The sequence below is a fragment of the Paenibacillus sp. J22R56 genome, from assembly GCF_056269375.1.
Genome location: NZ_JBWDNV010000007.1, coordinates 364,721 through 383,546, shown reverse-complemented (window position 1 = coordinate 383,546; position 18,826 = coordinate 364,721). Strand labels below are relative to the sequence as shown.

The following is an 18,826-nucleotide window of genomic DNA, read 5'->3' as shown; positions in this document are numbered from 1 at the left end:
CGAAGGAAAGGAGAATCAACATCAGTGACAATCGTATTTGACAACAATATGCCGATTTATATCCAGATTATGAATTATGTGAAGAAGCAGATCATTACCGGCAAATTAAGCCCCGGCGATAAAATTGAATCCGTACGGGACCTTGCCCTTGAGCTTCAGATTAATCCGAATACGATTCAACGTACGTTCCAGGAGCTGGAACGTGAAGGAATTGTAGAAACAAGACGAGGACTTGGCCGATTTGTGACGAGTAGGGAGTCGACGATTATGTTGATTAAGAAAGAAATGGCGGGCGAGCTGCTCGAACGGTTTGTGCAGGGCATGAAGGAGCTTGGCTTTAACAAGCACGATATTATCGCCATCGTAACAGATGCCGTGAAGGACGGCGGATCAGACAAACATCCTGACAGGAGTGAATAGAAACGTGGAATCGATCTTGGAATTATCAGGTGTGACGAAATCTTACGGATCTAAGCATGCGCTCAGGGATGTATCCTTTCAAATTCAGCCTGGTAAAATTATTGGTTTGCTTGGCAGCAATGGCAGCGGCAAAAGTACACTAATGAAAATAGCGGCAGGTCTAATGCAGCCATCCTCCGGCCAACTGCTTGTATGCGGTGAGGCAAGTGGCCCGCGGACAAAAGCGTGGACGTCGTTTATGCCTGATAAGCCGCTGACGGAATCCTGGATGCGTGTAAAAGACGCTATTGGCTTCTATCAGGATTTCTACTCGGACTTTGACGAGGCGAAAGCAAATGAAATGCTGCAGTTCATGAATCTGAACCCATCGGATAAGATCAATACGCTGTCTAAAGGGATGAATGACCGGATGCAGCTAACGCTTGCTTTGTCCCGCAATGCCAAGCTTTATTTGCTGGATGAGCCAATTGGCGGTGTTGATCCTGTTGCCCGGGAGAAGATTCTGGACGCGATCGTAAAATACTATAACGAGGACAGCTGTCTAGTTATTTCAACCCATTTGGTGCGGGATATTGAACGGATCTTTGATGAGGTTATCTTTATTAAGAACGGCAATGTGGTGCTTCAAGAGGAAGTGGAGACGATACGCTTCACCAGGGGCAAGAGTGTGGATGAGCTGTTTAAAGAGGTGTTTGCGGAATGATGGATTTGCTGAAGCTCGTAAAATATGATTGGAAAAGAAACTCCAGTTATTTGCTAGTAGTAGGTTGTCTGTTTATTATTGCACAGGCTGCATTAACAGTGACGGGACAAATCAATCATTGGGCGAATGAACTGCTGTATGTGTTGGCATTTCTCTTGTATCTTGCGGTCTCTGTGACTGTATGCGTCACAACCTGCAAAACCTATGAACGCAATCTGCGTTATTTCAATCGCCGTTTACTTCCGCTTCCAGCTTTGTATACAGTCTTGTCGCCATTATTGCTTGGTCTGGTAAGCTTGATTGTCATCGTAGTGCTTGGCGTTATTCATCTCCTGACTCTTGGCTTAACTCTGGATACAGGCTCACTGCTAGTATCAGATATTTTGGCGGAGAAAGGCTTCTGGTCGATGATGGTATCAGGTGCTCTGCTTATTGTTATGATCTTTCTTAGTATTACGTTTGCGAAAGTATTTACGGGAAAAGCAGGCGTATGGATTGGTACTGCTGTATTTTTTGTTATTCAGTTTATTTGCAAATGGTTAGAGGACTTCTTGTTCCCGCAAATGTCGGTTTCAACGGATGAGTTTTTCCAATCGGTCAGCGAGCAGATAAGCAATACACCAGCTGGGGTGAAAGTGGAAACGTTAGTTCCGAATTTCTGGGGACCATTGGTGTTCGAGATAGTTATAATGATTGTCTTGATTTATGTGATGACCTATTTAATCAATCGGAAAGTACAAATGAATGGATAACCATTCTAGTCATGCTTAAAGAGCTTCTTTCGGGTCTCAGTACCCGAAGAGGCTCTTTTTTTGTCAGAAATTGATGCTTTCGCCCTATTCTTTCAGTTGACGTTCGCTTGGCGAAAGTGGTTCAATTAGGGTTGATTAGGATTGGACGGATGATAGGGAAGGGAGAGGGAAAGCAGCTTGAACAACATCATGAAACAATTTATGAAGGCATCACGAATTCGTGTCCTACCTGTTATGCTCATTCCAGTTGCGCTTGGCGCACTTGGCGCGTTTGTATGGGATGGAAACTTCAACTTTTGGCTGTTTCTGCTTACATTAGTAGGCTCGGGAGCGGCTCATTTGTTCTCGAATATGATTAATGATTTGTGGGACTACTACAACGGAACAGATGAGGCTGCCAAGCAGGCAGAAGGGGCTATCTCTACAAATTCAGGATATTTGACGAACGGAACATGGAGTATTCGAATGTTTGCAACGGTAACGTGGTCGTTATTTGGTATTGCAGCAATCAGCGGCATTATTTTATCCATTATTAGCGGCTGGCCGGTTATTGTATTTGGAGGGCTTGGCGGTTTGATTGCTTATTTCTATGTTGCGCCTCCGATTCGTTTTGGTTACCGAGGAAAAGGGTATAGCGAAGTGGCGATTTTGCTGTCGTTTGGTATATTGCCCGTAGCTGGTGCTTACTATGTGCAATCATCGCAGCTTGATTACCGGGCGCTTTTACTGTCGCTTCCGATCGGACTGTTGACGACTCTTATATTATTTAATCATCATTTTCTACACTGGCAAGGGGACAAGCAGGCAGGCAAAAAGACGCTTGTCGTGGTATGGGGAGAGCAGCGGGCGCTGGTCTTTTCAAGATGGCTGCTCGTTCTGGCTTATGTTTCGCTCGTTATCTGTGTTCTGGCAGGGGCATTGCCTTGGTATGCGCTTCTTGCAGTGCTGACAGCTATTCCGCTCTATTCCGTTTACGGCAAGTTGAAGGATCAGAATCCATCGCATGCCTATTTGCCGCTTATGGGCGGATCCGTTAAGGCGACGAATCGCTGCGGGTTAATTCTTATTATTGCGTTAGTGATTCAAGGTCTAATCTAAGGTTTGATCATATATAGCATAGAAAGTCGAGGGAATAGATGATGAGTAAACAATGGGTTCTTGGTGATTTCGATACCATTCTGGATGAAGGTAAAATATGGACGATTGGCGGCTTCCCGCTGCCGGACGGATCGTTCTGGCAATACCGCGAGCCGGATGCGGTAGTTATTGTACGCAACGGCATTCTTTATGTTCGCGCGCCGCTAAGCCGTAAGCATGATAAGATTCAAATTCTCGACAATGCCAAACATATGTATTATTCAGCGAAGCCAGTTGAAGTGCCGGAGAAGGGTGAGATCAGCTTCGAGCTGCAAATTCGCGCACGTTCGCAGAATACAGCCCCTGGCGACTTGTATGACGGATACGCATCCTTGAACCTGCTTGATTTTACAACGGGCGGAGCGCTTGATTTCTTCGCTGGCAATGACAAGTACGCAAGTGTGTATGCCGTTTTACCTTTCCCTGGAGTTCCAGTGCCAGAATCGGATAAAACGAGATATTTCTGTGTGTTTAAGGAATCAACGGAATTCCAGCCACGAGAGTTTAATACGTATAAAATCACCTACAATCGGGAGAAAGACGAGATCGTCTTCTACGTTAACGGTGTGGAAATTCGCAGAGAGCATAATGTTCCAGTGAAATTTAATCAGTTCACAGTGGCTCTTGGCATCATGACCGAGAAGGATTTAACACCGGAAGGCAGCGTATCCGTTCATGGTCAAACGGTAATCGGGGAATATTCTCCTATTACGATTACAGTTACTGAAGAAACTGAAGAATAAAGCTTTAAGATCAAAGCCGTTCCTTGTGGAGCGGCTTTTTTGCGTTCAAACACAGCTCTTCGGCGCTCTTCGGCAATCATTAACACTCATATTGGCCAGTACTTTAGACATCATAACAAGCGAAGTGCTTGACATGGCCTTCGGTATATTGTAATGTTACTAACATAAAGAAAGTTACTTATGAAACCACCTAGGAGGCGGAGAAAATGTCAAATACTTCTACTATCTCAAAAGGCTTACTTGAAGCGGTAAAAGCAAGACGCACTTATTATGGAATCAGTAAACAATCAACCATTTCGGACGATCAAATTATCAATCTTGTTCAAGAAGCGGTGAAATATTCGCCATCTGCGTTTAACTCCCAAAGCGCACGCGCTGTTGTATTGCTGGGTGAGAATCACGATAAGCTGTGGAATATTGTGAAGGAAACTCTGCGCAAAATGGTTGCAGCCGATCAATTTGCTTCTACGGAACAGCGTATTGACAGCTTCAAAGCTGGCTACGGTTCAGTGCTTTTCTTTGAAGACACAACTGTTATCGAAGGACTGCAAAAGCAATTCGCAAGCTATGCAGATAACTTCCCGAAATGGTCGCTGCAATCTTCAGGGATCGCTCAATATGTTGTTTGGACATTGCTTGAAGAGCAGGGTCTTGGAGCTTCTCTGCAGCACTACAATCCACTGATTGATGAAGAAGTGAAGCAAGCTTGGGATATTCCAAGCAGCTGGCAGCTGATCGCGCAAATGCCGTTTGGCACGCCAACCGCTGAGCCTGGTGAGAAACAGTTCCAGCCGATTGATGAGCGTGTGAAAATTTTTAAATAATTAAAGCAGAAAGCAGCTCCGGTAAGATACGGGGCTGCTTTTCCCTATATTCGAGGTGTAATACTAGCCGCCATAGTTAAAAACATGTACAATAAAAACCGATACAATATTTATACCCTTTTTAAAATATAAGAAAGTATAAATTCACTTTATACTGCGCTTATATTTCACCCGCGAAACGTACGCTGCTCCTCCTAAGGACGAGGCAGCCGTTTACGCTTGTCCGACAGGAGGAACCTATGAGTATCGATTCCCGCACGCTGAAGCAGCTGCTTCAGTTACAGCTATCTCCAACCTTGGACTTTCAATCCGCGGTTAATCCGCTTGATTTGAATACTGGCGACAGCAATACATCCATTTTTGATACTTTGCTGGCCCAGCTTATGAACGGCGATTTATCCGGCCTTAGCAGTTTGGATGAGACAAGCTCTCTGGTATCGTCCGATTCTTTAGCGAAATTGTCGAGTATTCCAAGCCTTTATAATACGGTTATTAATACAGAAACAGGCGCTAGCAGCACAGCACCAACGGAATATGACGCATTAATTTCAGAAGCTGCAGCCAAATATGGTATTGATCCAGAATTAATAAGAGGTGTAATCCGTACGGAGTCTGGATTCCAGTCCAATGCCGTATCTTCGGCAGGAGCGAAAGGGCTTATGCAGTTGATGGATGCTACTGCCCGCGGTTTAGGCGTAACGAATTCCTTGGATCCTCAGCAAAATATTGATGGCGGATCAAAGTATTTGTCCTACCTCCTCCGCAAATATAATGGCAATGAACAAGTGGCGCTTGCCGCTTATAATGCCGGCCCTGGACGAGTTGATAAGCTAGGCATTTCAACAGACAGTGAGCTTCAGGCGAGTCTAGGCAAGCTGCCGGTAGAGACGCAACGGTACATAGATAAGGTGCTTGAGGCCCGCTATTAATCCGTAAGCTTTGTAAAAAAACCTACCTCTAAACGAGGTCACTCATCTTTGAGAGGACTCGATAGAGGTTTTCTCATTTTTAGGAAGGTGTTGACAAAATTGCTGTATTTCGATCATTGCGCTTCAACCCCGCCCTATGATGAAGTTGTGGATACATTCGCGGAAGTAATGAAAGCCCATTACGCTAATCCTTCCTCCATTCATCGCGCGGGAACTGAAGCCGATAAGCTGATCGCCCGTTCAAGGGCACTGCTTGCAGAGCAGTTTGGAGTGAAGCCGGAGGAGTGGCTGTTCACTTCTGGTGGGACAGAAAGCAATAATCTCGCCATTAAAGGAGCAGCCAGACAATTCAAGAGCCGTGGCAATCATCTGATTACTACCCGAATTGAGCATGCTTCTGTTAACGATGCATTTGGGCAGCTTGAGCAAGAAGGCTTCCGGGTCACTTATTTGCCGGTTAACTCGACAGGTCATATCGATCTTGATCAATTAAGCTCCTCTATAACGGATGAGACGATATTAGTCAGCATCATGCATGTCAATAATGAAGTAGGCTCTATTCAGCCTATTGCAGAGATTGGCAAGCTTTTGTCGGCTTATCCTCGGATCTTATTCCATGTGGATGCGGTACAAAGTATAGGTAAGCTGCCTGTTAAGCCAAGAGAATGGGGTATTGCTCTGCTAAGCGGTTCTGCTCATAAGCTTCGTGGTCCCAAAGGCATCGGTTATTTGTATGTTCGTGAAGGGTTGCAGCTGCAGCCCTTGCAGTCTGGCGGATCACAGGAGCGCGGCCTGCGTGCAGGCACTCAGAACGTGCCGGGTATTGTCGCATCTGCTAAAGCGCTGCGGATGGCCATGCAGGCAGAAGAGCAAACCCGCAGCAGAATGTATGCCTTGCGTGATAAGCTTATCCAGCATGCTGCAATGCATATCCCGGAATTAAAGCTTAACGGAAGTGAAGATGCTGCACTAATGGCACCACATATTGTACATTTCTCCTATCCCGGCATGAAGCCGGAAGTAATTGTTCATATGCTGGAGCAGCATGGCGCCATTGTATCTACCAAATCGGCCTGCTCCTCAAAGGACAATAAACCTAGCCGGGTATTGCTGGCGATGGGAGCTAGCTCTGAACACGCAGCTGGTGGAATCCGAATCAGCTTTGGTGATGAACATTCAGAGCAGGATATAGATAAGCTTGCTGAAATGCTGCGCCGGACTGTAGCGCAGTTGAAACCGCTCGAAAGGAGCAGATTTTAACGTGATTTACGATAAGATTATTGTTCGATATGGCGATCTCATCATGAAGGGGCGTAACCGCAACCAGTTTGAGAAACGTGTGCTTCAACAGATTAGATTGGCTCTTCAAGAGTTCCCTGCACTTACTTATGCCAAAACCTTTGGCCGTCTTACCATCAGCTTGAACGGAGAGCCGTTTGAGCCTATCTCAGAGCGTTTAAAAGATGTATTTGGGATCTATTCCTTCAGTCCTGTTATCGGCGTTCCTAACGAGCTTGAACAAATCCAGGCCGCTGCCCTTAAAGTTATGCAGGAGCTGGATCATCCGCCTGCAACCTTTAAAGTCAGTGCTAAGCGGGCATGGAAGCCGTTCCCTCATAATTCACAGGAAATGAATCATTTGGTTGGTTCTCATGTGCTGCGGGCAATTGCGGAGCTGAAAGTGGATGTCCGTAAGCCGGAAGTTGATTTGCGCGTGGATATTCAAGAAGAAGCTACGTATATCTTTAACACCGTAATTTTGGGTGCAGGAGGATTTCCGTTTGGATCCAATGGCAAAGCGTTGCTGCTGCTGTCTGGCGGAATAGACAGCCCGGTAGCAGGGTGGATGGCGATGCGCAAAGGTCTGGAGCTTGAGGCTGTTCATTTCCACAGCTATCCGTTTACAAGTGATAAGGCACAAGAGAAGGTCATTGAGCTGGCCAGAAGGCTGTCGTACTATGCTGGGGCGCCGCTGAAGCTGCATATGGTGCCTTTTACGGAAATTCAGACAAGACTCGTACAGGCGAAGCAGGATAATCTGATGATTACGCTCATGCGTCGAGCGATGCTTCGGATTACAGAGCAGCTTGCTGAAAAAACTGGTGCAGGCGGCATTGTGACAGGTGAAAGCTTGGGTCAGGTAGCTAGTCAAACGCTGCCAAGCATGAATGTCATTGGCCGAGCGACAGTTCTTCCGTTGCTTAAGCCTTTGCTTATGATGGATAAGCAGGAGATTATTAACGAAGCAGAGCGAATTGGAACCTTTACAACGTCTATCCTTCCCTATGAGGATTGCTGTACGCTGTTCCTGCCGAAATCGCCAAGCACAAACCCGAATCTGAATGTGGTGGAGCGGGCGGAATCCTATATTCCAGAGCTGGAGCAGCTGCTGCGTGAGGCTGTAGAACGTACCGAGGTGATCGAACTGACTCCAGATGCACAGGCATCAGGCGAGACAGCCGGAGAGGATCGCTGGTTCTAAATAAAAAAATAAAAAGCAGAGATCCCTTAGTGGGATTCTCTGCTTTTCTCTTGTAAGGATTGTCTTTTGCTGCGAATACGATTGTTCGTATAAAGACCTGCAGCGATAATAAGGACGATAATGAGGAGAAGGAATGACCAATAGAAAGCGGGGCTTTCTTCGAAAAATTCCTTAAATATCTTCTCGTGTGTGATCATCTTAGCGGCTGTATAAGCAAGGACACCGGAACCGATATAAATGATCCAAGTAAATTTGTTGATCAGCTTAATGAAGAGCGTAGAGCCCCACACGATGACTGGTACGCTGATGAGCAGACCCAGTATAACAAGCAGCATACTGCCATGCGATGCACCTGCTACCGCGATGACATTGTCGATGCCCATTGCCGCGTCAGCGATAATGATCGTTTGAATCGATTGCCAAAGCGTACTGCCAGCTTTAATATCGCCATGCTTATCATCTTCTTGAATAAGCAGTTTGTATGCGATCCAGAGCAATAAGATACCGCCTGCCAGGTGAAGCCAAGGCAAATCCAGAAGCTGCACAACTACGATTGTAGCAATAATCCGGATGCCAATCGCCCCTGCCGTACCCCATAGAACCGCTTTCTTTTGCAGATGTGAAGGCAAATTACGAGCGGCCATACCGATGACAATGGCATTGTCACCCGCAAGAATGAGATCGATAAAGACGATATTGAGCAATGCCAGCCAGAATTCTAATGAAAATAGATCCAATTTTCTTGACCCTCCCTTCTTACAATTCCTCTTCTGTTCTCGAAGTCTTCATTATCTACGCAGGAAGGACGGGGATGGATTCATTTTTTTTTAGGACATCCTTTCATAAAACTTGTCCGCCTCACATACAGGTGAAATAGAGGGGGCGAACGTAAAGTGGATAGTGTGCTCATTTTTCTTCAAATTGTATTGATTAACTTGCTGCTCAGTGGAGATAACGCCGTCGTAATCGCAATGGCTAGTCAGCAGCTTCCACCTAAGGAACGTAAACGCGCCGTTTGGTGGGGCGCACTCGCTGCAGTAGGACTGCGTTGTCTGTTGACCCTTGCAGCTATCTCGTTGCTTCAAATTCCTTATCTGCAGGCGATTGGCGCTGTGCTGCTCCTTTATATTGCAGCTAAGCTGCTTGCCGATGCGGGGCAGGAAGGTGATCTGCATATGCCAAGCAAAAAATCGAAATCTCTTGCACACGCCATTCGTACCATTGTTGCAGCGGATTTTATTATGAGTCTTGATAATGTGCTGGCGATTGCAGCAGTTGCGGATGGCGATACGGTACTTATTTTGCTCGGGATTGCAATTAGCATACCTATGATCATTTGGGGCAGCCAAATTCTGGGGTCGCTTCTGCACAAATTCCCTCCACTTGTATATATTGGAGCTGGATTACTTGGTTTTGCTGCAGGCGGTATGCTTGTTCATGATCCCGGGATGGACGCTTTATTATTCAATGGATCGAGGACAGCCGCGGAGGCGATACCGCTTTTATGTATACCGTTTGTCGTCATAATTGGCTTATTAAAACGAAGAACTTAATCTATTTTCACAAGCCGTTCACAGGTGAACGGTATTTTTTTGCAATGTTCCTTCTGTTCCCGCTGGTATTTTCATCGCAGTTCCTTTAAACTATGATAGATAAAAACTGGCGTCTTTCGTCATGTATGGGGGTAGACGTTGTAAGGAGCGGAACGCAAATGCCTAATAACAAATATTCCGCTGGAATTATTGTGTTACTAGTCGGGGTCGTTATTTTACTGGGCAAACTTGGTGTATTCAGCTTTTTGGGGGCTATTTTCTGGCCGCTGCTCGTCCTCATTCCGGGAATTTTGCTGCATGTCTTCTATTTTGGCAGACTTCTTCCCGCGGCAGTCCTTGTTCCCGGTGGAATACTAACTGTGTCTGCACTGCTGTTTATGGTTTGTAACATCTTTGGATGGGATGTACTGAAATATTTGTGGCCGCTGTTCCTGTTTGGCGTTGCTGTCGGCTTATACGAATATTACTTGTTCGGCTCGTCCCGCCCGCGTGTTGCGCTCACGGCGTCTATAGCGCTAGCCGTTGCTTCAGCTGTTTTTCTGCTGCTCGTCTTGTTATGGAGCTGGGGGATCTATATTGTTGCGCTTGTGTTAATGGTTGCCGGAGGCTGGATGGTAATCACGAACCGATCGCGTCGTCGCTGGTAAGTGCTGCAAAGGTAAGGAAAGTAAATTAGAGAAAATGGAGTGGATTATTAGTTATGCAAGCAAGAGAAAACATCCGGAATATTGCGATTATCGCCCACGTTGACCACGGTAAAACAACTTTGGTTGATAAGCTGTTGCAGCAATCAGGTACATTTAGAGAGCATGAAGCTGTACAGGAGCGTGCAATGGATTCCAATGATTTGGAACGGGAACGCGGTATTACGATCCTGGCGAAAAATACGGCAATTACGTATAAAGACTACCTTATTAACATTGTCGATACACCAGGACACGCGGACTTTGGCGGAGAAGTAGAACGGATTATGAAGATGGTTGACGGCGTATTGCTCGTAGTTGATGCGTTCGAAGGCTGCATGCCGCAAACAAAATTTGTATTGCGTAAAGCACTTGAAAGCAACCTTACGCCAATTGTAGTCGTTAATAAAATTGACCGTCCTAATGCCCGCCCGACAGAAGTTATCGACGAAGTGCTTGACCTGTTCATCGAGCTTGGCGCGAACGATGATCAACTGGAATTCCCGGTTGTTTATGCATCCGCACTGATGGGTACTTCGAGCCTTGAGTCCGAACCTGAGAAACAAGAAGACAACATGCAAGCTTTGTACGAAACAATTGTAAGCCACATCCCGCATCCTACGGAAACGGTTGATGAGCCGCTGCAATTCCTGGTTACTTTGCTTGATTACAATGAATACCTGGGTCGTATCGCGGTTGGCCGCGTAAACCGTGGTATCGTTCGTCAAGGTCAATCGGTAGCGGTAATTACTCGTGAAGGTGCTGTTAAGCAAGCCCGTATCGAGAAATTGTTTGGCTTCCAAGGTCTGAAGCGTATTGAGATCGAAGAAGCAGGCGCTGGTGACATCGTTGCTATCGCTGGTATCAAAGACATCAACATCGGTGAGACAATTGCTGATCCAACGAAACCAGAAGCATTGCCAGTTCTGAAAATCGACGAGCCAACTTTGCAAATGACGTTCCTGGTTAACAACAGCCCGTTTGCAGGACGCGAAGGTAAATGGGTAACATCCCGTAAAATTCGTGAGCGTTTGTTCAAAGAGCTAGAAACAGACGTAGCACTTCGTGTAGATGAAACAGACAGCCCGGACGCTTTTATCGTATCCGGACGTGGTGAGCTTCACCTTGGTATTTTGATTGAGAACATGCGTCGTGAAGGATTCGAAATTCAAGTTTCGAAACCAGAAGTTATCATCAAGGAAGTTGATGGCGTGAAATCCGAGCCATACGAACGCCTTCTGATTGACGTACCAGAAGACAGCATGGGTTCCGTTATGGAAAGCCTTGGAACACGTAAAGCCGAAATGGTCAACATGATCAACAACGGCAACGGCCAAGTTCGTCTGGAGTTCATTATCCCAGCACGTGGTTTGATCGGCTACCGTACCTCGTTCCTGACTTTGACACGCGGCTACGGTATCATGAACCATGCTTTCGACAGCTACGGTCCACTTGCATCTGGAGTTGGCGGTCGTCACCAAGGTGTACTCGTATCGAGCGAAACAGGAACTTCGACGTTCTATGGCATGCTGGGTGTAGAGGACCGCGGTATTCAATTCGTTGAGCCAGGTACTGAAATTTATGAAGGCATGATCGTTGGCGAGCATACGCGCGATAACGATATCATCGTCAACATCTGTAAAGAGAAGGCGCTGACTAACGTTCGTTCTGCCGGTAAAGATGATACAGTTAAACTCAAAACTCCACGTCTGTTCTCCCTTGAACAAGCGCTTGAGTATTTGAATGACGATGAATTCTGTGAAATTACACCGAAGTCGATTCGTCTTCGTAAAAAAATCTTGAACAAGAGCGAGCGCGAGCGTGCAGAGAAACATCGCAAAACAGCGCAAGCAGGCGTATAAACACCGGGCAGGCTAAGGGGGTTACGGCATGCAGCAATGGTTGAGCGACCATCACGCCGTTTCGTATTTGCTTATACTTGGATTTACGATCTATATCTTCAATAAAGTGTTCAGGGCGAACAATCAGAAGCTTCCGATCTTGAAGGAAGTGCTTGTCTACATCCTGATGGCGTTTGGTTCGCTAGTCCTTATGGTTCTGCAAGTCGACAAACTTCCCATTATTCAATGTATGGGGATCGCCGTTCTGATGATGCTTATGCTTCGCGGACGACAGCTGTACGACAAATGGAAAAATAATAGGGCCGGCAGCGGCGCCATAAAGGAAGCTGATTCGGGCAAATGACGTTTGATGACGCCTTGTTCAACTGGCTGCAGATTCATATCGTAGCCGAAGATCGGCCGGATGATCATGCGGCTATGGATACCTGTGAGTTTTTCGCGCAAATTTTGTCGGAAGACCACGGTGTATCCGGCCAGCATATTGCAGCAACGGATGCGACTATGGTTCATGTGAAGTATGAACGTAATAGAAGCACCAAGCTGCAACTATATCCTCGGGAAGCTGCTGAGCAGCTTCTCGTTGATATCAGGTCGAATCCGAAATACAACTGACATGAAGGTGTGATGATCTTATGACGCAAGGCTCGGCTGCACTGCCACCTCGTGGAGTAAATGCCAAGACCGCTCCAAGATCGCCTAAGCCACCTAAGAAAAGACGCGTGCTGAAAGTAGTTTTGCTGCTATTATTGGCTGTTATTTTGTTAATCGCAGCATACGTCGGATTTCTGGCTACCAAGGCGAACAAAGCGATTAACGACATTGGTACTGTATCCAATAACGAAGTACAGATTCCGGTTGCGGAGTCAGTGAAGAAGAAAGCTGTGGGAATGGTACTGCTTGGCCTTGATACCAGGGCAAAGGGCGGTGGCATGAACACCGACGTCATGATGGTTGCTGTCTTTAACCCCAACTCCAAATCAGCGACTGTTATCTCGATTCCTCGGGATACGTTGCTGGAGCTGGAAGGTTATGGTGAACGGAAAGCTAACGCTAACTATGCTACTTTCTTTAGTCAAGCCCGCTCGGACAAGGGGATGGATAAGGAAGCAGCAGAAGCAGATGCTAAACGTGCCATTCGGGATATGCTTGGTAAATACTTCGGTGTTGATCTCAAGTATACAGCTGTTGTGAACTTTAAAGGCTTCGAGGATGTTGTAGACGCACTTGGCGGTATTGAAGTGAACGTCGATATGGATATGAAATATGTCGACAATTACGATGGTACGAACATTAACTTGAAAAAAGGTCTGCAAACTCTTGATGGTGATAAGACGCTTGACTTTGTTCGCTACCGGAAATCGAATGACGGCAAAAATATGTCCAGTGACTTCGACAGGAACCAACGCGAAAGTGAAGTTGTAGCCAAGATTGTTGACAAGATGAAATCACTTGGCGGTATTGCGAAAATGGGCAATGTCATCGATGCGGTTGGCGACAACATGTCGATTGATATGCCACCGAAGGAAATCCAAAACCTGATGAAGACCTATTTCGGCATCAGCAGCTCGGATATTCAGTTCATTCCGCTCGAAGGAACATGGAAAAGTCCTTATGTCTATTTGGATGAAACCAAGCTCAGCGAGGCTCGTGCAGCTTTGCAGGCGAAAATGGCTGAATAACCATAGACTAGGGATTGGTTTACCGCTATAATAGGTGTACGGATATGATTCCTTTCGATGGAGGTCATGCGGATGCCCAAAGCCGTAACCGCGTCATTTAAGACTAATAGAAGCGGTGATGAGAGCTTGAGACTATTCTCAGGTTTTAAGGCTGACGACTGCATCTGTGTGCCGATCTCGGTATGTATCCGGATGGAACCGAATAGAATAATGACAGGCTTGTTTGAAGGACTTGCTGTCATGAAGAAAGCCTAGTGAGTAAATCACTAGGCTTTTTGTGTCTTTAACTGCGGTATACAAGCTAGTGAAGATTCTGTAAATTTTTTGCCCGCTGCTCAACGATCGGGTCTTGAGGTAATACCTCTCGAGGGAGCTGCGGTACAATCCGGCCGATGATGTCGGCCATCTCTTCCGCGAAGCCGCTAACCGGTCTGCCGCGGCGTATATCAGCTCCGATTTCGTTCAGCCGCTGTGACAAATCCATATCGGCTGTTACGATAGCATCAATGCCATAAGGATCTTTATGGAAAGCTTCAGCGACGGAATATTTAATCGTCCCTACTCTGGAGCGATCAAGCTTGCTGTCGACATCGATCCCAACCACGGCGGTGTTACCGAGTACGACACAGTGCGCATTCGTAACACCTTTGATGCCCATGGCCAGCTGTTCTAAGTGCTTCGAGACCTTCTCAGGATCTGTAATGTGTTTTTTCTGAGGACTTGTCTGCTGAGCGCGAACAGTGCCATTATTTTGAGGAGAGGGTGATGTTTCGTTTCGGGCGACGGTGCCGCAGCCAGCTGTAATTGCCGCAATTGCAATCGCCGCAATAAGTTTCTGGTACATGTTCGTTCCACCTCATTTTGTCTTGTTGCACATCGTCTATTCAAACTTTAGTGTACCCGCAGCCAAGTATGGCTATGTATGCTTATCTATTGAATGACCGACGCCGGGAGGGTTTTCATGAAAAAAATATTCGTGCTCGACACTAATGTGCTGCTTCATGATCCGCAATCGCTATTTGCCTTCGAGGATAACGAAGTCATCATTCCCGCGGTGGTGTTGGAAGAAATCGACTCCAAGAAGAGGCTGGCAGACGAACTAGGGCGCAACGCGCGTTCCATATCCCGGTTGCTCGATGGTATGCGAGTGGATGGGCGTCTTCATGAGGGTATAACACTGCCTAATGGCGGACTGTTAAAGGTGGAGCTTAATCACAGAAGTTTCATGCGTGTGCAAGAGATGTTCGGTGAAATGTCCAATGATAACCGAATACTTGCGGTCGCGCTCAACTATCACTTGGAACAGCTGGAGACGCAGCAAGTAAGTAGTGTCGTACTCGTAAGCAAGGATGTTCTCGTCCGGATTAAAGCGGATGTGCTTGGATTAATGGCACAAGATTACTTATCCGACCGGACAGTATCCACGACAGACTTCTACGCTGGTTATGAAACGATATTTGTCCATCCGTCAGTCATTGATGAATTTTATACGTATCGATTCCTCACGAATAAGAGCTTTCAGGCTGGAATCAGGCTGAAACCTAATGAATTCGTCATATTGCGAGATGAGATGGGCTCCTCCAAATCGGCCCTGCTTAAGGTCAGCAATGACGGCACACGCCTAGAGCCGTTGTTCTTAAGTAATGATCCGATCTGGGGAATAACAGCTAGGAATGCTCAGCAGCGTATGGCCTTAGAGCTGCTGCTTAACGATGAAATCCCGCTCGTCACTTTAACCGGAAAAGCCGGCACAGGTAAAACGCTTCTGGCGCTTGCTGCTGGTCTATTGAAGGTCGAGGATGAGCATAAATACAAAAAGCTTCTGATTGCCCGCCCGGTTGTGCCAATGGGGAAAGACATCGGTTACTTGCCGGGTGAGAAGGAAGAGAAGCTTCGTCCTTGGATGCAGCCGATCTATGATAACCTGGAATATCTGTTTGATACGAAAAAATCCGGTGATATCGATAAAATATTAATGGGTCTTGGCAGTATCCAGGTCGAAGCACTCACCTATATTCGCGGTCGTTCGATTCCGGGGCAATTCATCATTATCGATGAGGCGCAAAACTTAACGAAGCATGAAGTGAAGACGATTGTCTCCCGTGTTGGGGAGGGCAGTAAAATCGTGCTTATGGGTGATCCGGAGCAGATTGACCATCCTTATCTCGATGCAGTGAGCAACGGGCTCACACATATCGTGGAGCATTTCAAAAGCGAAGGAATCAGCGGTCATATTACGCTGGAAAAAGGCGAGCGCTCCAAGCTCGCCCAGCTCGCAGCAGATCTTCTGTAATCTTTAAAAATGTAGCGGTGCCGGGAAAATCCCAGCACCGCTATTTTGCTGTTTTAAGGCAGAGGTTAATAGGGCGAACGGAGTAATTCAAATGATTCTGGAGAAGCAAGGCGGATGCTTCCGGAGTAGCTTTCTTGCAGAAAGCTTTTAAACGTTCGCTTTTGTGAGTGGATTCCTACACTGCTTACAACTAAATCGATGGAATCCACGAGCAATGGCGATCGGAAGAACATTTGAATTACGGAGCGAGTCACATTACCACATTAGCCTACAGGGCAGGTGGGATCAAAGTCCTAGACTTGTTTGGACAACACTGCATTTTATTGTTATGATAGGTTTTAATAGAGATACTGCGGGGGCGTAATGATATATCGGAGAGGGAGACGTGTGTGGCTACAAGGAGATATATGATGATCCTTGCAGGAGCAGTGCTGTTGTCCGTTATTTTGCTTATTCCTAATCTGGACTCAAATAAGCCGGCCGCTACCGGCAGCAGCTCCCATGATGCAAATACAGGACCTGTGACTCACGAGCAGGATGATGAGCCTATGGAATCCATAGTTGTAACCGTTTCCATGACATCTGCGGAATTCGCGAACCTGGAAGAAGCAAGTCAACGCTTTATGCTGAAATACCCGAACATCAAGGTGCTTTTGTCCAATGTTGAATCCAAGGAAGAGGCTTATGTCGCATGGAAACAGGAGCTGGAGCTGGGTTCTTCCTCGGATATTATGCTGATGGACAGCGGATGGGTGCGGGAGTTTGCCGTTATGGGCCTGCTTGAGCCTGTTGACAGTGTGAACACGGCAAGTACAATTTCCGATCAGCCCGCGAAGCTGCTAGCTCCATTGAAGTGGAACAGCTACCTATGGGGTCTTCCTTATGATGCGGATCCAGCTGTGCTCGTGTGGAATAAGGCCATGTTGTCAGAGCAAAAGTTATCAGCTCCGCCGAAGGACTGGGACAGCTTTATGAATTTGACTGATCATTTGTCAGCTCCTCAGGAGGCATCCAAACCGCTTGTTTATTTGCCAAGCGATTTCAGCCTGACGGCAGCTTGGCTCGATGGTTGGAGCAATCCAGCACAGCGGGGCACAGGGGCTTTGTTGTTAAGTGAAGAGTCAGCAAGCCGACTGAAGGCATTGGCTGGTTTGACGATACCTTCTTTTAATCTTAATAATCGTATGTTAGGGACAGAGCTGGAGCAGCAACGGATGCTGGCTTCTGTTCTTCCGTGGTCAGAGTATAAAGCACTTCCTAAATCAGAGCAGGACAAGCTGGTTCTTGATAAGGATAAATTACGTAACATATGGCTCGGAAGCCGCAGCTTTGTCGTGTCTGCTGCTTCGGAGAAGACGGAAGCCTCATTTAGCTGGATAAAAGAAATGACAAGTGTAACCGAGCTAGAGCGCAGCTACGAGCGTTTCGGAAAGCTGCCTGCCAAAAATTCCATATACGAAATAAGCGGATATTCGGGCACAACAGCCCAATATCCGCCTTCGTGGATGTTACCTTTGTTAAATGACGAACCAATGGATGAGCCGCCAGCACCAAATTGGCACAGTGAGTGGAAACGCTGGCAAGCTTTGTGGAAGCTGTATACATCTGGTGCGACGGACATCACTTCCTTTATCCAATCGATTACAGCTTCACCTTCAAATGAACAATAAGTTCGCTATCTTGCATTTCGACTGATTTTGCTTGGATTAATGCAATAATATCACCTGGATAAAAACCTAGATCAAACTTTTGTTCGAGTGTTTTCCTTGTTGTATCCGGTAATGCAAATCCGTTAAATAACAGCTCATCGACATGAAATACGATGCCGTTCTTTGGCTTCTCTTCTACCGTATAATGACCGGAAACTGCAATATCCATATTGTCGTGCTTGCCGGAGGCTGTTACTTTACCATCTTCAAACCGGAACGAGAAATCATTAAATCTCTGATCCTGTTCCCGTAGAAAAGCGTTAAGCGCGTCTTCTGGAATACGAAGGGTATAATTAAAGCCGTCAATATCGAGATACTGCTTGTTATCCTCGATCCAGTTCGGCAATTTGTTCATGGCTTTGGACAAAGCGCCAAAGTAAAGCTCAACTTCTTGCAAACCAGCTGTTTCCCAATAATTCGTCAGTTCCTGCATAAGCAGGCGAAGTCGATCTGCGTCGGACCGTCCGGCAAGCTCGCCATCAATTTGCTGCTCCAGCTGTGCGACTCGATCCCGTTGCATCTTTAAACGGTTTTCGATTTCTTCAAGTTCTGTTTTTCTTCCATCCAGCTTGGTGTACTCTTCTTTCAAATTCTTATATTCGGCCGTGTAGGAGTCCAGTGTATCCCGGTCCTTCGTGAAAATAATATCGACATAGTCCAGCATAGCAAACAATTCATGTAAGGAATCAAAGGATAGTATAGCTCGAAGCAGTATGTCACGTTCACCCATATAATAAGCGCGCAGCACCTTGCCGGCTTCTTCGCGTTTTTCCTTGATCAACTGTTCCCTCTCCAGGATACTCTTGTCTGTAATCGACATATCATTTGTAACCTTCTGCTTCTCCGTCTGAATCCGGGCTATTTCTTTGTCAATTTCAACAATAGACAAGCTTTTCTCAAGAATTTGATTGACCTGTTCGTCCTCCGTCAGTTGAGGCTCCGCCATGACAGGAAGCTTGCATACAGCAAGCATTAGGATAATAAGAAGGATAAAGACGAATCTGCCTCGAACATAAACGCGATGGAATGCCACCAGCCGCCTCCTCTCTCACGTTGC

21 protein-coding genes are annotated in these 18,826 nt (G+C 46.5%); 18 read left to right on the top strand and 3 right to left on the bottom strand.

Annotated elements, in window-relative coordinates:
- Positions 1-24 precede the first annotated feature (24 nt).
- From AC0YNT_RS18905 to thiI, 9 genes are all read left to right on the top strand, one after another.
- Entirely contained in the window at positions 25-420 is a 396-nt protein-coding gene (locus AC0YNT_RS18905; protein WP_475806020.1) for a GntR family transcriptional regulator, read from the top strand.
- Between the two features lie 4 nt (positions 421-424).
- Positions 425-1,123, top strand: a complete 699-nt coding sequence (locus tag AC0YNT_RS18900) for an ABC transporter ATP-binding protein (protein WP_475806019.1) — start codon at positions 425-427, stop codon at positions 1,121-1,123.
- Positions 1,120-1,875 (top strand): hypothetical protein, encoded by a 756-nt coding sequence (locus tag AC0YNT_RS18895; RefSeq protein WP_475806018.1) that lies wholly within the window; start codon positions 1,120-1,122, stop codon positions 1,873-1,875. The genes AC0YNT_RS18900 and AC0YNT_RS18895 overlap by 4 nt, the downstream gene beginning before the upstream one ends.
- 177 nt (positions 1,876-2,052) lie before the next feature.
- The gene (locus AC0YNT_RS18890; RefSeq protein ID WP_475806017.1) at positions 2,053-2,973 is read left to right on the top strand and encodes a UbiA family prenyltransferase; all 921 of its coding nucleotides are present in this window, start codon (positions 2,053-2,055) and stop codon (positions 2,971-2,973) included.
- A 41-nt stretch (positions 2,974-3,014) separates the two neighbouring features.
- On the top strand, positions 3,015-3,755 hold the full coding sequence (locus tag AC0YNT_RS18885) for a DUF6081 family protein (RefSeq protein ID WP_475806064.1): 741 nt from the start codon (positions 3,015-3,017) through the stop codon (positions 3,753-3,755).
- Positions 3,756-3,979: 224 nt separating this feature from the next.
- On the top strand, positions 3,980-4,579 hold the full coding sequence (locus tag AC0YNT_RS18880) for a nitroreductase family protein (protein ID WP_475806063.1): 600 nt from the start codon (positions 3,980-3,982) through the stop codon (positions 4,577-4,579).
- 239 nt (positions 4,580-4,818) lie between these two features.
- The gene (locus tag AC0YNT_RS18875) at positions 4,819-5,508 is read left to right on the top strand and encodes a lytic transglycosylase domain-containing protein (protein ID WP_475806016.1); all 690 of its coding nucleotides are present in this window, start codon (positions 4,819-4,821) and stop codon (positions 5,506-5,508) included.
- Between the two features lie 99 nt (positions 5,509-5,607).
- Positions 5,608-6,768 (top strand): cysteine desulfurase family protein, encoded by a 1,161-nt coding sequence (locus AC0YNT_RS18870; protein WP_475806015.1) that lies wholly within the window; start codon positions 5,608-5,610, stop codon positions 6,766-6,768.
- Between the two features lies 1 nt (position 6,769).
- Complete coding sequence (gene thiI, locus AC0YNT_RS18865) at positions 6,770-7,990, top strand: tRNA uracil 4-sulfurtransferase ThiI (RefSeq protein WP_167277653.1); 1,221 nt, start codon at positions 6,770-6,772, stop codon at positions 7,988-7,990.
- Positions 7,991-8,016: 26 nt separating this feature from the next.
- Here the strand turns inward: thiI and AC0YNT_RS18860 are convergent, their stop codons facing one another.
- Positions 8,017-8,727 (bottom strand): TerC family protein, encoded by a 711-nt coding sequence (locus tag AC0YNT_RS18860; protein WP_475806014.1) that lies wholly within the window; start codon positions 8,725-8,727, stop codon positions 8,017-8,019.
- 156 nt (positions 8,728-8,883) lie between these two features.
- On the opposite strand from AC0YNT_RS18860, the gene AC0YNT_RS18855 reads away from it, so the two are divergent.
- From AC0YNT_RS18855 to AC0YNT_RS18825, 7 genes are all read left to right on the top strand, one after another.
- Positions 8,884-9,543: a TerC family protein gene (locus AC0YNT_RS18855; RefSeq protein WP_475806013.1), complete on the top strand. Its 660-nt coding sequence runs from the start codon at positions 8,884-8,886 to the stop codon at positions 9,541-9,543.
- A gap of 158 nt (positions 9,544-9,701) precedes the next feature.
- Positions 9,702-10,190 (top strand): hypothetical protein, encoded by a 489-nt coding sequence (locus tag AC0YNT_RS18850; RefSeq protein ID WP_167277660.1) that lies wholly within the window; start codon positions 9,702-9,704, stop codon positions 10,188-10,190.
- Between the two features lie 53 nt (positions 10,191-10,243).
- Positions 10,244-12,088, top strand: a complete 1,845-nt coding sequence (gene typA, locus AC0YNT_RS18845) for a translational GTPase TypA (protein ID WP_475806012.1) — start codon at positions 10,244-10,246, stop codon at positions 12,086-12,088.
- Between the two features lie 28 nt (positions 12,089-12,116).
- Positions 12,117-12,431 (top strand): YlaH-like family protein, encoded by a 315-nt coding sequence (locus tag AC0YNT_RS18840; RefSeq protein WP_441894748.1) that lies wholly within the window; start codon positions 12,117-12,119, stop codon positions 12,429-12,431.
- Positions 12,428-12,700: a hypothetical protein gene (locus AC0YNT_RS18835; protein ID WP_475806011.1), complete on the top strand. Its 273-nt coding sequence runs from the start codon at positions 12,428-12,430 to the stop codon at positions 12,698-12,700. The genes AC0YNT_RS18840 and AC0YNT_RS18835 overlap by 4 nt, the downstream gene beginning before the upstream one ends.
- Positions 12,701-12,720: 20 nt before the next feature.
- Positions 12,721-13,767: an LCP family protein gene (locus AC0YNT_RS18830; protein ID WP_167277670.1), complete on the top strand. Its 1,047-nt coding sequence runs from the start codon at positions 12,721-12,723 to the stop codon at positions 13,765-13,767.
- Positions 13,768-13,839: 72 nt separating this feature from the next.
- Positions 13,840-14,022: a hypothetical protein gene (locus tag AC0YNT_RS18825; RefSeq protein WP_167277671.1), complete on the top strand. Its 183-nt coding sequence runs from the start codon at positions 13,840-13,842 to the stop codon at positions 14,020-14,022.
- Between the two features lie 46 nt (positions 14,023-14,068).
- Here the strand turns inward: AC0YNT_RS18825 and AC0YNT_RS18820 are convergent, their stop codons facing one another.
- Positions 14,069-14,611 (bottom strand): YhcN/YlaJ family sporulation lipoprotein, encoded by a 543-nt coding sequence (locus AC0YNT_RS18820; protein WP_475806010.1) that lies wholly within the window; start codon positions 14,609-14,611, stop codon positions 14,069-14,071.
- Positions 14,612-14,728: 117 nt separating this feature from the next.
- Here AC0YNT_RS18820 and AC0YNT_RS18815 point away from each other — a divergent pair, with 117 nt between their 5' ends.
- Both AC0YNT_RS18815 and AC0YNT_RS18810 read left to right on the top strand, forming a co-directional pair.
- Complete coding sequence (locus AC0YNT_RS18815) at positions 14,729-16,060, top strand: PhoH family protein (protein ID WP_475806009.1); 1,332 nt, start codon at positions 14,729-14,731, stop codon at positions 16,058-16,060.
- A 389-nt stretch (positions 16,061-16,449) separates the two neighbouring features.
- Positions 16,450-17,730 (top strand): extracellular solute-binding protein, encoded by a 1,281-nt coding sequence (locus AC0YNT_RS18810; RefSeq protein ID WP_475806008.1) that lies wholly within the window; start codon positions 16,450-16,452, stop codon positions 17,728-17,730.
- Here the strand turns inward: AC0YNT_RS18810 and AC0YNT_RS18805 are convergent.
- Positions 17,702-18,802, bottom strand: a complete 1,101-nt coding sequence (locus tag AC0YNT_RS18805; protein ID WP_475806007.1) for a coiled-coil domain-containing protein — start codon at positions 18,800-18,802, stop codon at positions 17,702-17,704. The genes AC0YNT_RS18810 and AC0YNT_RS18805 overlap by 29 nt on opposite strands.
- Positions 18,803-18,826: the final 24 nt, after the last annotated feature.